The 15,707-nt window shown below is 70.7% G+C and carries 13 protein-coding genes; 10 read left to right on the forward strand and 3 right to left on the reverse strand.

Annotated elements, in window-relative coordinates; all coding sequences use genetic code 11:
* Positions 1–39: 39 nt before the first annotated feature.
* A complete protein-coding gene (locus P0Y31_RS14175; RefSeq protein ID WP_275870448.1) occupies positions 40–1,755 on the reverse strand; it encodes a GAF domain-containing sensor histidine kinase in 1,716 nt (571 codons plus the stop codon).
* Between the two features lie 104 nt (positions 1,756–1,859).
* Positions 1,860–2,276, reverse strand: a complete 417-nt coding sequence (locus P0Y31_RS14180) for a pyridoxamine 5'-phosphate oxidase family protein (RefSeq protein WP_275870450.1) — start codon at positions 2,274–2,276, stop codon at positions 1,860–1,862.
* A gap of 113 nt (positions 2,277–2,389) precedes the next feature.
* Between P0Y31_RS14180 and P0Y31_RS14185 the strand changes: the two genes are divergently transcribed.
* From P0Y31_RS14185 to P0Y31_RS14210, 6 genes are all read left to right on the forward strand, one after another.
* Complete coding sequence (locus tag P0Y31_RS14185) at positions 2,390–3,079, forward strand: response regulator transcription factor (RefSeq protein ID WP_275804495.1); 690 nt, start codon at positions 2,390–2,392, stop codon at positions 3,077–3,079.
* 292 nt (positions 3,080–3,371) lie between these two features.
* Positions 3,372–4,691, forward strand: coding sequence for a lytic transglycosylase domain-containing protein (locus tag P0Y31_RS14190; protein WP_275870528.1), 1,320 nt, complete (start codon positions 3,372–3,374; stop codon positions 4,689–4,691).
* 200 nt (positions 4,692–4,891) lie between these two features.
* Positions 4,892–6,313: an NAD(P)/FAD-dependent oxidoreductase gene (locus P0Y31_RS14195; protein WP_275870452.1), complete on the forward strand. Its 1,422-nt coding sequence runs from the start codon at positions 4,892–4,894 to the stop codon at positions 6,311–6,313.
* 162 nt (positions 6,314–6,475) lie between these two features.
* Positions 6,476–7,759, forward strand: coding sequence for a pitrilysin family protein (locus P0Y31_RS14200; protein WP_275870454.1), 1,284 nt, complete (start codon positions 6,476–6,478; stop codon positions 7,757–7,759).
* A complete protein-coding gene (locus P0Y31_RS14205) occupies positions 7,756–9,105 on the forward strand; it encodes a pitrilysin family protein (protein ID WP_275870456.1) in 1,350 nt (449 codons plus the stop codon). The genes P0Y31_RS14200 and P0Y31_RS14205 overlap by 4 nt, the downstream gene beginning before the upstream one ends.
* Positions 9,106–9,277: 172 nt before the next feature.
* On the forward strand, positions 9,278–10,153 hold the full coding sequence (locus P0Y31_RS14210) for a hypothetical protein (protein ID WP_275870458.1): 876 nt from the start codon (positions 9,278–9,280) through the stop codon (positions 10,151–10,153).
* Between the two features lie 86 nt (positions 10,154–10,239).
* Here the strand turns inward: P0Y31_RS14210 and hisN are convergent, their stop codons facing one another.
* Entirely contained in the window at positions 10,240–11,025 is a 786-nt protein-coding gene (gene hisN, locus P0Y31_RS14215) for a histidinol-phosphatase (protein WP_275804486.1), read from the reverse strand.
* 168 nt (positions 11,026–11,193) lie between these two features.
* Here hisN and P0Y31_RS14220 point away from each other — a divergent pair, with 168 nt between their 5' ends.
* The 4 genes from P0Y31_RS14220 to P0Y31_RS14235 all read left to right on the forward strand — a co-directional run bounded on the left by P0Y31_RS14220 (position 11,194) and on the right by P0Y31_RS14235 (position 15,702).
* The gene (locus tag P0Y31_RS14220; RefSeq protein WP_275870460.1) at positions 11,194–11,649 is read left to right on the forward strand and encodes a DUF2231 domain-containing protein; all 456 of its coding nucleotides are present in this window, start codon (positions 11,194–11,196) and stop codon (positions 11,647–11,649) included.
* Positions 11,650–11,904: 255 nt separating this feature from the next.
* Positions 11,905–13,533, forward strand: a complete 1,629-nt coding sequence (locus P0Y31_RS14225) for an ABC transporter substrate-binding protein (RefSeq protein WP_275870462.1) — start codon at positions 11,905–11,907, stop codon at positions 13,531–13,533.
* Between the two features lie 320 nt (positions 13,534–13,853).
* Positions 13,854–14,780, forward strand: coding sequence for an ABC transporter permease (locus P0Y31_RS14230; RefSeq protein ID WP_275870464.1), 927 nt, complete (start codon positions 13,854–13,856; stop codon positions 14,778–14,780).
* Positions 14,773–15,702: an ABC transporter permease gene (locus P0Y31_RS14235; protein WP_275870466.1), complete on the forward strand. Its 930-nt coding sequence runs from the start codon at positions 14,773–14,775 to the stop codon at positions 15,700–15,702. The genes P0Y31_RS14230 and P0Y31_RS14235 overlap by 8 nt, the downstream gene beginning before the upstream one ends.
* The last annotated feature ends 5 nt before the right edge of the window (positions 15,703–15,707 follow it).

A 15,707-nucleotide genomic window follows, 5' to 3' on the forward strand; every position in this document is an offset into this window, starting at 1 on the left:
TCACCTGCGTGGGCCGACCCGGGCCGCGGTCGCGACCGGTCAGTCGCGGGCGGTCGAGGTGAGCGGCACCCACCAGACGACCTCGGTGCCACCGCCCGGCGCCGGAGAGATCGTCAGGCTGCCGCCGTGGGCCTCGGCCCGGGCCTGCAGGTTGGACAGGCCGCTGCGGCGCGACAGGCTGGCCGGCATGCCGGTGCCGTTGTCGGTGACCGAGGCCTCGAGGGCGCTGCCCACCCGCACCTCCACCTGCACGGCGGTGGCGTCGGCGTGCTTGGCGGCGTTGGTCAGCGACTCGCGCAGCACGGCGATGAGGTCGGCGCCCACCTCGTCGGGGACCGCGCTGAGGGGGCCGTCGGTGCGCAGCGAGGGGGCGAAGCCGAGTGCGTCCTCGGCGTGCTCGAGCACCTCGTCGATCTCCGAGCGCAGGCCGCCGGCGCCGGCCGGTCCGGCGTGCAGCTGGTAGATCGTGCGCCGCACGTCCTTGATCGTCTCGTCGAGGTCGTCGACCACCCGCTCGAGACGGGTGGCCACCGTGGGCTTCACGACGTCGCGGGCGGCACCCTGCACCGACAGGCCGACGGCGAAGAGGCGCTGGATCACCAGGTCGTGCAGGTCGCGGGCGATGCGGTCGCGGTCCTCGAGCACGGCGATGCGCTCGCGGTCGGCCTGGGCCTCGGCCACGGCCATCGCGAGGGCGACCCGCTCCCCGAAGGTGGTCGCCTGCAGCAGGTCGATCGGGGCGGAGGGGTTGACCTCCGGCCAGAGGAAGAGCACCACGCCCTGCAGCCGCTCGCCGGCCCACATCGGCGCTCCGGCGGCCGACTGGGGCGTCTTGCAGCCGAGCAGGTCGGCCACCTCCTGCGGCTCCACCACGGCGGCCGACCCCGCGGTGACCAGCTCCACGATCCCCGCGGGCACGACGCTCGCCGGCGTCTCGGTGACCTCGAGCAGGCCCCGCTGCGCCACGGCATACAGGCTCCCGGCCGGGTCGAGCTCGGGCTCGGCAGGGCGCAGCATGACGACCACGGGCGCACCCGAGGCGGCGTGCGCCGACGACACCACCTGGTCGTAGCCCGTGCGCACCTGCGAGTCGCTGGTCAGCGTGCGGGTGCACTCGGCGGCGGCTCGCAGCCAGGCCTCGCGGTTGCGGCTCTGTTCGTAGAGGCGGGCGTTCTCGACGGCGACACCGGCGGCCGCGGCCAGCGCCGTCACGACCTCCTCGTCGGCGGCGGAGAAGTCCTCGCCGCTCTCCTTGTCGGAGAGGTAGAGGTTGCCGAAGACCTCGTCGCGCACGAGCAGCGGCACGCCGAGGAAGCTGTGCATCGGCGGGTGGTTGGCGGGGAAGCCCACCGACTTGGGGTGCTCGGAGATCTCGTGCAGGCGCAGCGCCTTCGGCTCCTTGATGAGAAGTCCGAGCACGCCGTGGCCGTGGGGGATGTCGCCGATGGCGGCGCGGGTCTCGTCGTCGAGGCCGTGGGTGATGAACTGCACGAGCTGGTCGCGCTCGGGGCTGAGCACGCCGAGGGCGCCGTAGCGGGCGCCGACGAGGGAGCAGGCGGTGCTGACGATGCGCTGGAGCACGGCGGCGAGGTCGAGCTCGCTCGAGACGGCGACGACGGCGCCGAGGAGCCCGCTCAGGCGTTCGTGGGCCTCGCGCACGGCACCGGCGCGGTCACGGAGCTCGCCGAGGAGGTCGTCGAGGTCGATTCCGGACAGCGACGGGACGAACTCGTGCCTGCCCTGCTGCCGCTCCATGCCCCAAGTCTAGGAGGGGCGGGACCGGCCGTCCGGCACTCGCCGGAGGTCGGCGCGTGTGGGTCGGCGCGTGCAGGCCCGCGCGCCACCGGCCCGGCAAGGGGCTAGGAGGCCGCGACCTCCTCCTTGAGGATCCGCCGGCCGGAGAGGATGCCGGGGGTGATGCGCACGAAGTGACGGCGCTCGCCGCCGGCCCACGGCGCCAGGGGCAGCTGTTCGGCGCGCAGCACCGCACTGACGGCGGTGACCTCGCGCAGCGTGCCCGTGATCAGCACCGACCAGCCCGTCATCGTGCTCTCGTCGAGGTTGTCGACCTCGAACGCGACGACTGCGCCGCCCGCCCGGGCGGCCCGCAGGATCGCGCCGTCGGTCGTGCGGATCAGGATGGACCCGCCGTCGACGGCGTAGTTGACGGGCAGGATGACGGGGAGCGCATCACGGGTCACGGCAATCCGGCCCACACTTGCCGTCGACAGCAGGTGCAGGCACTCCTCGGTGCTCAGGGCCTGGATTCGTTCCACGCGTCCGAGTATCAGTGGCCTGCAGTGGACCGGGGGAGGGCCAATGGTCCCTTTGCGCCCGATCCGGCGAGGCGCCTGTGCACCAGCGCGGCGCTGGGGCGAGAATGTCCGGCATGGAGAACCAGCCCACCGCGGCACCGCCGGCTGAGCCGGCACCCGACCGCAAGGTCCGCGTCTACCTGCTCGACGACCACGAGATCGTGCGGCGCGGGTTGCGCGAGCTGCTCGAGAACGACGGGCGCATCGAGGTCGTCGGCGAGTCGGGACTGGCCGAGGAGGCCACCCGCCGCATCCCCGCGCTGCGCCCCGACGTGGCCGTGCTCGACGGCCGGCTGCCCGACGGCAGCGGCATCGACGTGTGCCGTGACGTGCGCTCGGTCGACCCCTCCATCGCCTGCCTCATCCTCACCTCCTACGACGACGACGAGGCGCTCTTCCACGCGATCATGGCCGGCGCGGCCGGTTACGTGCTGAAGCAGATCCGCGGCAACGAGCTCATCGACGCCATCCTGCGGGTCGCCCAGGGGCAGTCGCTGCTCGACCCGCAGGTCACCGCACGGGTGCTCGAGCGCCTGCGCGGCGGCCACGAGGAGGACTCGGCCCTCTCCGGCCTCACCGAGCAGGAGCGCCGGGTGCTCATGCACATCGCCGACGGCCTGACCAACCGGCAGATCGGCAAGGAGATGTTCCTGGCCGAGAAGACGGTGAAGAACTACGTCTCGAGCATCCTCGCCAAGCTCGGCATGGAGCGCCGCACGCAGGCTGCGGTGTTCGCCTCCCGGCTGCGCGAGAAGGAGTCGTAGCCGAACCGGTCAGCCCGTAGCGTGAAGTCCCAGCCCCCGCGCCTCACCACCGCGTGAGGCGCGAGAGCTGGGACTTCGCCTTTCAGGGCAGGGCCCGAGGCAGTCCCAGCATTCATGGCCGGCCGCCTCGACCAGATGGCGTAGCCCCTGCGACGCCTCGCCTAGCCCGCTGTGGCTGGTGCCTGGCCCTTCCTGACCATTTCGCCCACCGGGGGTGGTCTTCCTCGAGGCGGCCGGGTCACGATGGCCGGGGAAGGGGGGACCTCTTTTGCATCTTCGGCTGACGGCAGTGATGCTCGCCGGGCTCGTGGCGTTTGCCGGAAGCGGGCCGCGGGCGACGCCGGAGCACCGCACGGCCCCGAGCACGCCGTACTCCCTTCCGTCCTACGACCGGTTCGACGACCTCGGGCCGACCGCTCCGCCGCCGTCCACCGGGCCCGCGAGGGTGGAGCGGGTCACGCTCTCGACGCGCCCCATCCCGCGCCCCGCCACGAGGTCCGCCCACCCGGTCACCGAGAGCGACCTCGACCGCTCCGGCGTCCTGGTGGCGGCCTACCGCGCCGCCGCCGCGGCCGCCCCGGCGTCGTGCAACCTGCCGGTCGCCCTGCTCGCGGCGATCGGGCAGGTCGAGTCCGGCTCGGCGGGCGGGCGCGAGATCGGCAGCGACCACCGCGTCCGACCGGGCATCTACGGTCCCCTGCTCGACGGCGGCCCGTTCGCCGTCATCCGCGACAGCGACGGCGGCCACTACGACGGCCACAGCGAGTGGGACCGTGCGGTGGGGCCGATGCAGTTCATCCCCAGCACCTGGGCCTGGGCCGGCGTCGACGGCGACGGCGACGGCCGGGCCGACCCGCAGAACGTCTACGACGCCGCCCACTCCGCAGCGGGCTACCTCTGCCGCTACGGCCGCGACCTGTCCGAGGCCGACGACCTCCACGCCGCGATCTGGTCCTACAACCAGTCGATCGACTACGTCGTCGCGGTGGTGGAGTGGCAGGAGTACTTCGAGGCCGAGGGCCTCGAGGCGGTCGGCGCCGTCGGCTTCCGGGTCGCCTCGGGCGGCCGGGCCAGCCTGCTGCCCGCCCTCGAGAGCAGCGCCGCGGCCACCTCGGCGCCCACCACCGCGTCCGCAGAGCCGTCGACCGCGACGACCGCCGTCCCGCAGCCGGTGACGACGACGCCCAGCGCGACCGCCACGAGCACCACCGAAGCACCCACCACCACGCCCACCGGGCCGACGTCGGCCACGCCGACCTGCACCACGGACGACAAGGCCGACCCGACGGCCACCGAGACCGACACCGAGACCGACACGGAGACCGAGACCGACACCGAGACGGAGGCGAGCACGGAGACCGCGACAGAGGCACCGCAGCCGACGGCCACGACGCCACCACCGGCCACCACCACGCCGACGCCGCGCACCACCACCTCGCTCACCCCGACGACGAGCACGACGAGCGAGACCTCGCCGGACGAGCCCACCGAGTCGGGCTGCCCGACCACCAGGCGCCCGAGGACGACCACGACGACGGTCACCGTGACCGTCACGACGACCGTGACGACGACCACGACCGCCACCGAGGGCGCCACCGCGTCGACGCGGTGACGCGGTGACGTCCACGCTGTGAGAACGCCGGGCGCCCCCGGCCCCCGGTGACGTGACGCGCGTCGCACCCCGCGCACGCGCGGCCGGGAACGGCATACGGGCTGCCCTAGCGTTGTTGACGCGAGTGCACCCATGGCGTCAGCGAGGACGGCACCCCTGGTGGGGTGGCCGTCCTTTCGCGTGAAGAGGAGAGTGACCGTATGCCGTCGCAGGAGTCATCAGCCACCCCGCGCCACCGGGTGGTCGTCATCGGGTCCGGGTTCGGGGGCCTGTTCGGGACGCAGGCGCTGAAGCGGGCCGACGTCGACATCACGCTGGTCGCCAAGACCACCCACCACCTGTTCCAGCCGCTGCTCTACCAGGTGGCCACCGGCATCCTGTCCGAGGGCGAGATCGCGCCGGCCACCCGTGAGGTGCTCGCCCGGCAGAGGAACGCCCGGGTCATCCTCGGCACGGTCACCCACATCGACCTCGAGGCGAAGACGGTCACCTCGCGCGTGCTCGACCGCGACACCGTGACCCCCTACGACACGCTCCTCGTCGCAGCCGGGGCCGGGCAGTCCTACTTCGGCAACGACCACTTCGCCCGCTACGCCCCCGGCATGAAGAGCATCGACGACGCCCTCGAGCTGCGCGGTCGCATCTTCGGCGCCTTCGAGACCGCCGAGCTGGCCAGCACCCCCAAGGAGATCGAGCGGCTGATGACCTTCGTGGTCGTCGGCGCCGGGCCGACCGGAGTCGAGATGGCGGGCCAGATCGCCGAGCTCGCGCACCGCACCCTCAAGCGCGACTTCCGCCGGATCGACCCCAGCCGGGCGCGGATCGTCCTGCTCGACGCCGCACCCCAGGTGCTGTCGGCGTTCGGCGAGGACCTCGGCGCCAAGGCCACCCGCAAGCTCCAGCAGCTCGGGGTCGAGGTCCAGCTCGGCGCCAAGGTCGTCGGCGTCGACTCGACCGGCATCGAGGTCGAGGACGGCAGCGGCCAGCGCCGCCGCATCGAGTCGGTCACCAAGGTGTGGGCCGCGGGCGTGCAGGCCTCCGAGCTGGGCCAGATGCTGGCCGAGCAGTCGGGCGCCGAGGTCGACCGGGCCGGGCGCGTGAAGGTGAACGACGACCTGACGCTGCCGGGCCACCCCGAGGTGTTCGTGGTGGGCGACATGGCCGCGCTCAAGGGCTACCCGGGCGTGGCCCAGGTGGCGATCCAGGGCGCCCGGTATGCCGCCGAGCAGATCAAGCGCCGGCTCGCCGGCCAGCCGCCCAAGGGCCCGTTCGAGTACAAGGACAAGGGCTCGATGGCGACCATCTCGCGGTTCAGCGCCGTGGCGAGCATCGGCAAGCTCCGCTTCGGCGGCTTCGTCGCCTGGCTGCTCTGGCTGGCCGTGCACCTCGTCTACATCATCGGGTTCAAGCACCGCCTGACCACACTGCTGCACTGGGCCGTCAGCTTCCTCGGGCGCGGCCGCGCCGAGCGCACGGTCACCGAGCAGCAGGTCTTCGCCCGCAACGCGATCGCCGACCTGGGCGAGGAGTACTCCCCGTCGCTGCCCAGGGTGCCCGGGGACAAGAAGCCCGAGCACCTGTCGGTGGCCGAGGCCCGCGAGCGCGCCTACCGCTCCTCCTGACCCCCGCCTTCCCCCACCACCACCCCCACCCCCTGCAGCAACTTCTGCTAGCAGCGGTTGCTGCCGCCAGGGCAGGTTGCTACATGCCTCTGCGGCAGCAACCTGTGCTGAGTGCGCCGCGGTGGTCGCGTCTGGGGCGCACGTGTCACCTAGGGTGTCGCCATGGCGCTGGACTACCCGATCCACGAGAAGACCCTGGCCAACGGCCTCAGGGTGGTCGTCTCACCCGACACGAGCGTGCCCAACGTGACCGTCAACCTCTGGGTCAACGTGGGGTCTCGGCACGAGGCGCCGGGTCGCACCGGGTTCGCCCACCTCTTCGAGCACCTGATGTTCCAGGGCTCGCGCAACGTCGCCAGCGGCGAGCACTTCACCCGGCTCATGGCCGAGGGCGGCCGGCTCAACGCGACGACCTGGTTCGACCGCACCAACTACTTCGAGACGGTCCCCAAGGGCGCCTACGAACTCGCCCTCTGGATGGAGGCCGACCGGCACGGCTACCTGCTCGACGCCGTCAACCAGGCCAACCTCGACAACCAGCGCGACGTGGTCAAGGAGGAGAAGCGGCAGCGCTACGACAACGTGCCCTACGGCAACGCGCTCATCGACACCTACGCCACGGTCTTCCCGCCCGAGCACCCCTACCACCACCCGACGATCGGGTCGATGGAGGACCTCGACGCCGCCAGCCTCGAGGACGTGCACGCGTTCTTCCGCCGCTACTACGGCCCCAACAACACCGTGCTCACCCTGGTCGGCGACCTGACGCCGGAGGAGGGCTTCGCCGCAGCCGAGCGCTACTTCGGCGAGCTGCCGGCCTCGGCCCAGCCGCAGCGGTCCAACCACGACCAGCTCGGCCCCATCACCGAGCCGGTGCGGTTCGAGCGGCGTGACCAGGTGCCCAACGACCGGCTGCACATGGCCTTCCGCCTGCCGGTCGACAACACCGAGGAGTTCTTCGCCGCCTCGCTGGCCCTCGACGTCATCGGCGGGCTGACCACCTCCAGGCTGGTGCAGCGCCTGGTGCGCCGCGAGCAGGTGGCCAACGCGGTGCAGGCCCACAGCATGGGGTTCGTCGACGGGGTCTCGCTCGGCTTCATCGTGCTCGACATCGCCGACGGCCAGGACCCCGACACCGTGGAGGCCCGGGCGCTCGAGGAGCTCGAGCGGTTCGCGCAGGAGGGACCCACCGACGTCGAGATGGAGTCGGCGCTGGCCCAGGCCGAGCGCTCGTGGCTGCACGCCCTCGCCAGCCAGGAGGAGCGGGCCGACGCGATCAGCCAGCACACCCTGCTGCACGACGACCCGCAGTTCATCAACACCTACCTCGACCGGCTGACCGCCGTCACCGCCGAGCAGGTCCAGGCGATGGCCCAGACGTGGCTGCGCCCCCACAACCGAGCCGTCGTGGCGCACCTCGTCGCCGTGGAGGAGGAGGCCGCGTGAGCGCCCGACCCGAGGTCGTCCCGCCCCAGCCGTGGGCGTTTCCCGAGCCGCAGCGGCACACACTGTCCAACGGCATCTCGCTCCTGGCCTACGACATCCCCGGCCAGTACGTCGTCTCGGTGCGCACCGTGCTGCCGCTGCCGCTCACCGTCGAGCCGCGCGAGCGCGAGGGCGTCGCGGCGCTCACCGCGCGGCTGCTCGACGAGGGGACGAAGCGGCACACCTCCGAGGAGTTCGCCCAGCTGCTCGAGCGCAAGGGGATCGCCATGGGCGCCGGGATGAGCGACAGCGGCCTCAGCGTCGACCTCGACGTGCCCAAGCGGCGGCTCGGCGAGGCGCTCGACCTGCTCCAGCAGGCGCTGGGCGAGCCGGTCTTCCCCGAGGCCGAGGTGACCCGGCACGTCAAGACGCGTCTGGCCGAGATCGAGCAGGAGCGGGCGATGGCCCCGCACCGGGCCGCCCGCGAGTTCATCGCCACCTTCTTCGACAGCGGTGAGCGCGCCTCCCGGCCGGGTGCCGGCAGCCACGAGACGGTCTCGTCGCTGACCCGCGACGACTTCGTCGACTTCCACCGCCGGTTCATCGGGCCGCAGGGGATGACCGTCGTGGTTGCCGGCGATCTGACGGACCTCGACGTCGCGGCCCTGGCCGACGAGTCGCTGGGGCAGTGGCGCACCGACGGCCAGGAGGTCGCGGAGCCGAGCGCCGAGCCACCGGCCCGCGCGGCCGACGCCGCACGCATCGTGCTCGTCGACCGGCCCGGCTCGGTGCAGAGCGAGCTCTCGGTGGGCTGCGCGGGCCCGGACCGCCGCGCGGAAGGCGGCTGGGCGGCATACCCCGTCCTGGCCTTCGTCGTGGGCGGCTCCCCGAACGCGCGCGTCGACGCGGTGCTGCGCGAGGAGAAGGGCTTCACCTACGGCATCCGGTCCAGCTTCCGGCCCCGGCGCCGCGGCGGGCTCTTCCTCACCAACGGCTCGGTGCGCGCCGACTCGACCGTGGAGTCGGTGAAGCTGCTGCTGGAGATCCTGGAGTCGGGCCGAGAGGGCTTCAACGAGGCCGAGGTCCGCGCGGGCATCGACTTCATCAGCAAGACCGCGCCGGGTCGCTACGCCACCGCCGACGCCGTGGCCGACGAGGCCGCGACGATGGCGCTCGATGGCCTGACCACGCAGTTCACCACCGACAACCTGCTCGCCATGCAGGCGCTCGACGGCGACGCGCTCGTTCAGGCCTACCGCCGCTGGGTCGACGGGCAGTGGACCGTGGTGGTGGTGGGCGACGCCGGCCTGTATGCCGACCAGCTGAAGGAGCTGGGCAGGGGAGAGGTCACGGTCGTCCCCAACTAGCTCCCCCCACCCTCTTCCCGATCGAGGTACAAACGCCGGGGAACACCGGCGTTTCCACGTCGAACCAGAGGGCAACCGGCGGGGCTGTGGACAGCGGCCAGGACAGCGGCGCGGGCTCGGCGACCCTTCACGGGTGACGACGCGACGCACTCCTCGCGCTGCCCTCAGGGCCGTGGCCCATGACGGGGTCCTCTCCCGCGCCGAGCTGCGTCGCCACGGGTGGGACCGCGACGCCGTCGCCCGTCAGGTGGTCGCCGACCGGTGGAGCTGCCACGGCCACCAGACCGTCGCCCTGCACACCTCCCACCTCGGCGAGGAGGCTCGGCGATGGCGGGCCGTATGGGAGGTGGGTCTCGGGGTCGCCGCCCTCGACGGCGTGAGCGCTCTCCAGGCGGCGGGCCTGGTGGGTTTCGCGGACGAGCGGGTCCACGTGTCGGTCAAGCACACTGCCACCGTGACCGAGGTGTCCGGGGTTCGCGTGCACAAGGTGATCCGGCGCAGCGCGGGGGGGCTGGTGGAGGGCGGCATACCGCGAACCACACCTGCAGTGGCGGCTGTCAGGGCGGCCCACTGGGCGGTCAGCGACCGGCAGGCGGCGCTGCTGATGGTGATGCCCGTGCAGCAACGGATCATCACCGGCGACCAGCTGGTCGACGCCACCAGGCGGGTTCGTGGGCGGACCCGGCGACGGTTCATCCCTCTCATCGCGCGTGACATCGCTGACGGCGCACAGTCCCTCGGCGAGCTCGACTTCGCGGCACTCTGCCGCGCCCGGGGCCTGCCGGAGCCGAGTCGACAGGTGGTCCAGCGAGGACCTCAGGGCAGGGTCCACCTCGACGTGCGGTGGGACGACGCCGACCTCGTCGTCGAGATCGACGGCGCCCAGCACACGTGGGGACTGGCCGCGACGGACGACCAGTTCCGGCAGAACGCCGTCGTCCTCCGCGGGGACCGGGTGCTCCGCATGACGTTGCTGGGTCTGCGGCTGGCTCCTGAGGCGTTCATGGACCAGGTGTGCCAGGCGCACGCCCGCTTCCGCCGCCGGTGACGCTGCTGGTCGGCTGCCGGTTCGACGTGGAAACGCCGGGAAACACCGGCGTTTTTACCTCGACTCGGGGGAGGGGAGAGCAGGGGCTACGCGGTGCCGATGCGCGCCAGCACCTCGTCGTGGAGCAGGCCGTTGGTGGCCACGGCGTTGCCGCCCCACGGGCCCGGCTTGCCGGCGAGCGAGGTGAACCGGCCGCCGGCCTCGGTGACGATCGGCACCAGCGCGGCCATGTCGTAGACCGCGAGCTCGGGCTCTGCTGCGATGTCGACCGCGCCCTCGGCGACGAGCATGTAGGACCAGAAGTCGCCGTAGGCCCGGGTGCGCCAGCAGTCGTCGGTCAGCGCCAGGAACTCCTCGTGCCGGCCGACGTCGCGCCAGCCCTTGAGGCTCGAGTAGGACAGCGAGGCGTCCTCGACGCGCGAGACCTTCGAGACGTGCACGCGCTTGGCGGCGGCGAGGCTGCGGCCCGACCAGGCGCCCGACCCGTTCGCGGCCCACCAGCGGCGCCCGAGCGCCGGGGCCGCGACCAGACCAAGCACCGGCATCTCGTTGTCCACCAACGAGATCAGCGTCGCCCACACCGGCAGCCCGCGCACGAAGTTGTGGGTGCCGTCGATGGGGTCGATGACCCAGCGGCGGGGTCCGTGGCCGGTGGTCTCGAACTCCTCGCCCTCGACGGCGTCGCGTGGACGGGTGCGCTTGAGCTGCATCCGGACGAGCTCCTCCGCAGCCTTGTCGGCGTCGCTGACGAGCGTGAGGTCGGGCTTGGACTCGACCGTCAGGTCCTCGGCACGGAAGCGCGACATGGTGATCCGCTCCACCGCGTCGGCCAGCACGTGCGCCAGGCGGAGGTCATCGTCATAGGTGGCCACGCTGCCAAACTAGCCCGTCCCGGGGCGGCGGTGGTGCACCTGCCCCGACACGCGGTCGTATGCCGGGTGGCCGGCTCCCAGCGAACTCACAGGTGTCGGGCGTGGCCGCCGGCGCACCGCGAGGGCTAGCGTCTGCGCAGGGAACCACCGAGAGGGAAGGCGGCCACGGTGTTCGACACGGTCTTCGGTCTGCCGGTGCACGCGCTCGTCGTGCACGGTGTCGTGGTGCTGCTGCCGTTGATGACGGTGGTGACGACGGCGTGGGCGTTCCTGCCCAGGTTGAGCCGGGTCGTCGGCTGGGCCGTGGTCGTCGCCAACGCGGGGACGGCCGCCCTCACCTTCGTGGCCAAGGAGAGCGGCCAGGCGCTGCAGCAGCGGATGGGCGGGCAGGTCGCGCAGGAGCACGCGGAGGTCGCCGACGTGCTGCCCTTCTTCGCCCTGGCCCTGCTCTTCGCGTCCGTGCTCGTGCAGGCCCTGCGCACGCGGGACGTCGCGGTGCCGGAGCGGCTTCCTGCGGTGCTGACCCTGGTCGTCGCGGCCGCGGCGCTCTACTGGGCGGTCCGCACCGGTCATTCCGGCAGCGAGGCCGTCTGGAGCGGCATCGTGCAGCAGACCGGGGGCTAGCCCACTCTTTTTGCGCACGTCGCGACGCCACGGCGCAGGTTCGGCAGCGATTGGCCAACAAGTCGGTCACGTTTCGATTTCGGCTTCGTCGGGGTTGTCGCATTTGGGCTGCGTCTGCTCTTTCATGGGGTCCACACAACGACGCCTTGAGCGTTACAGGGCTGCGCTCCACCCGGTGCGCGTCCGGACCCACCGTTCGACCTGAACGGGCTGACCTTACGTAGGAGGACATCCATGCGAGGAACTACTCGCACGGTGGCCACGTTCGCTGGCATCTCTGCCGCCGCGCTGCTTGCCGCAGCGTGTGGCGGTGGCGAGTCGGGCGAAGCGGCCAACACCGGTGCTGCCGGTAGCAAGACCGGCGGAGCCATCACGGTCCGGGGCTGCAACCCCGAGAACCCGCTGGTTCCCACCAACACCACCGAGACCTGTGGTGGCAACGTCCTGGACGCCTCGACCGCGAAGCTGGTCCACTACAACCCGGAGACCGCTGCTCCCGAGAACGACATCGCGGAGTCGATCACCACCGAGGACAACCAGAACTTCACCGTCAAGCTCGTCAAGGGCTACAAGTTCCACGACGGCACCGAGGTCAAGGCCAAGAACTTCGTGGACGCCTGGAACTACGGCGCCTACGGCCCGAACGCCCAGTCCTCCGGCTACTTCATGGAGCCCATCGAGGGCTTCGGTGACATGCAGTGCTCCGACGAGGAGTGCAAGGCCAAGCCGAAGGCTGACAAGCTCACCGGTCTGAAGGTCGTCGACGACCACACCTTCACCATCAAGACCACCGAGAAGGTCTCCAACCTCCCGGTCCGCCTGGGCTACACCGCCTTCGCCCCGCTCCCGGACGCCTTCTTCAAGGACCCGAAGGCCTACGGCGAGAAGCCGATCGGCGCGGGCCCCTACAAGGTCGACGTCTGGACCAAGAACACCGAGATCAAGCTCTCGAAGTTCGCCGAGTACTCCGGCAAGTTCGCCGGCAAGGTCGACAGCATCAACTTCAAGATCTACCAGGACGCTGACGCCGCGTACAACGACGTCATCGCCAACCAGCTGGACATCACCGACGAGGTCCCGTCCAGCGCGCAGATCGACGACAAGTACAAGACGGACCTGCCTGACCGCAACGCGCAGAAGGCCGTCGGTGTCATCCAGACGATCACCCTCCCGCCGACCAAGGTCGACCCGAACTACGCGGACCCGAAGGTGCGTCAGGCGATCTCCATGGCGATCGACCGCGACACCATCATCAAGCAGATCTTCAACAACACCCGCAAGCCCGCCACCGGCTGGGTCTCCCCGGTCGTGGACGGCTACAAGGCCGACCAGTGTGGCGAGTTCTGCAAGTTCGACCCGGCCAAGGCCAAGGCCAAGCTTGCTGAGGCCGGCGGCTTCAAGGGTGGCAAGATCACGCTGTCCTACAACGCCGACGCTTCCCACAAGGGCTGGACCGAGGCGACCTGCAACTCCATCAAGAGCGCCCTCGGTGTCGACTGTGTCGCCACCCCGGTCGTGGACTTCTCCACCTTCCGCACGCAGATCGGCGAGCGCAAGATGAAGGGCATGTTCCGCACCGGCTGGCAGATGGACTACCCGTCGATCGAGAACTTCCTGGCTCCGATCTTCAAGACCGGCGCGTCGTCCAACGACGGTGACTACAGCAACCCGGCCTTCGACAAGCTGCTCGTCGAGGCTGCTGCCGCCACCGACCCGGCCGAGGCCAACAAGAAGTACCAGGAGGCCGAGGCTCTCCTCGCCAACGACTTCCCGGCCATCCCGATGTGGTACTCCACCGCCACCATGGGCTGGTCCGACAAGGTCACCGGCGTGAAGATCACGGCCTTCGGCACCATCGACTGGTCGTCCGTCTCCGTCAAGTGAGGCAAACACCTGGACACAGGTGACAGCAGTGAAGTCATCGGCCTGCCAGCTCGAGCAGCTGGCAGGCCGATGGCCTGCTCATCAGCAGGTGGACACACCTGCTCGACGGCAGGTGGACGACCTGCCCAACAGCAGGTGAACGACCTGCTCGGCGGAGGGCTTATCCTGTCCTACGCTGACCCCCGCCAAGCGGACTATGTTGTCTAGGTCGAGATAGTCACGGGGCCCACGGGCACCCGGTCGCTGAAGGCGGATGGTTCCCACGACCACGCACCCGGTCCCACCCCTGCACCGGTGCGTCAGATTTATTAGGAGGTGACGTGGGCAAGTACATCGTGCGGCGGTTGCTCCAGATGATCCCCGTGATTCTTGGCGCTACGTTCCTGATTTTCGCCATGGTGTTCGCCCTCCCCGGCGACCCCACGGCAGGCAAGTGCGGTGAGCGTCCGTGCTCCCCGGCCTACGTCGCGAAGTTCCGCGAGGAGCACAACCTCAACGACCCGCTGCTGATCCAGTACGGCAAGTACCTGGGCAAGCTCGCCCAGGGTGACCTGGGCACCAACTTCTACGGCATCCCCGTGAAGGAGGAGCTCTCCAAGCGGTACGTCACGACCGGCAAGCTGGCCCTCATGGCCATCGCGTGGGAGGCCGTCATCGGCATCTTCGCGGGCGTGCTGGCGGGCATCCGCAAGGGCAGGTTCATCGACAACCTCGTCCTGGTGAGCACGCTCTTCGTCATCTCCATCCCCATCTTCGTCATCGGCGCGACGCTGCAGATGTTCCTCGGCGTCCGGCTCGGCCTCTTCCCGGTCACGGTCTCGCCTCAGGCCACGTTCTACGAGCTCCTGCTGCCCTCCCTGGTGCTCGGCTCCGCGTCGGTCGCCTACATCGCCCGCCTGACCCGCACCAACATGGTCGAGAACCTGCGCGCCGACTACGTGCGCACCGCCATCGCCAAGGGCCTCACCAGGCGCCGCGCGGTCGGCCTGCACACGCTGCGCAACTCGCTGATCCCCGTCGTCACCTACCTCGGTGTCGACATCGGCGCCCTCCTCGGCGGCGCCATCGTCACCGAGCGGATCTTCAACATCCAGGGCGTCGGCGGCTACCTCTTCCGCAGCATCGGGGCCCGTGACGGCGTGGCCGTCGTCGGCACGGTGACCGCGCTGGTCGTCGTCTACCTCTTCGCCAACCTGCTCGTCGACCTCCTGTACGGCGTGCTCGACCCGAGGATCAGCCATGACTGAGGCCACCACGATCGCCGTCGGCCAGGAGACCCACGTCGCGGATGCCACCGAGGGCGGCGCACGCTCCCTCACCTCCGACGCCTGGCGCCAGCTGAAGAAGAACCCGATCTTCTGGGTGTCCGTCGTGCTCATCACCCTCTTCGTGGTCATGGCCGCGGTGCCCCAGCTGTTCACCTCCACCGACCCCACCGAGGCGGTGCTGAAGGACGCCCGCATGCGCCCGGGCTCCGAGGCGTGGTTCGGCCGCGACATCCAGGGCTACGACATCTACGCCCGCACCATCTACGGCGCCCGCGCCTCGATCCTGGTCGGCGTGTTCACCACGATCGGCACGGTCATCCTCGGCGGTCTCCTGGGCGTCGTCGCCGGCTTCTCCAGCGGGTGGGGCGACACGCTGATCTCCCGGATCACGGACGTCTTCCTGGCCGTCCCGCTGCTGCTCGGCGGCATCCTGTTCATGTCGACGTTCCCCAACGACGCCAACTCGGCCTACCTCGTGGTGGTCTTCAAGGTGGTGCTGGCGCTGACGATCCTGGGCTGGCCGGGCCTCACGCGCCTGATGCGCTCGAGCGTGCTGCAGGTCAAGCCCAACGACTACGTCCAGGCTGCCCGCGCGCTGGGTGCGAGCCCGATCAGGATCATCCGCTCGCACATCCTCCCCAACGCGATGGCTCCGCTCATCGTCGTGGCGACGATCAACCTCGGTGTCTACATCGCGCTGGAGGCGACCCTGTCGTTCCTCGGCATCGGCCTGACCCCGCCGGCGATCTCGTGGGGCGTCTCCATCTCCGACGCCCTGGTCGCGCTGCGGACCACCCCCCACATCCTGCTGTTCCCGAGCCTCTTCCTGAGCCTCACGGTCCTGGCCTTCATCATGCTCGGCGACGCCGTGCGTGACGCCTTCGACCCGAAGACGCGCTGAGTCCG

This window comes from Knoellia sp. 3-2P3 (genome assembly GCF_029223115.1).
Classification (GTDB): domain Bacteria; phylum Actinomycetota; class Actinomycetes; order Actinomycetales; family Dermatophilaceae; genus Pedococcus_A.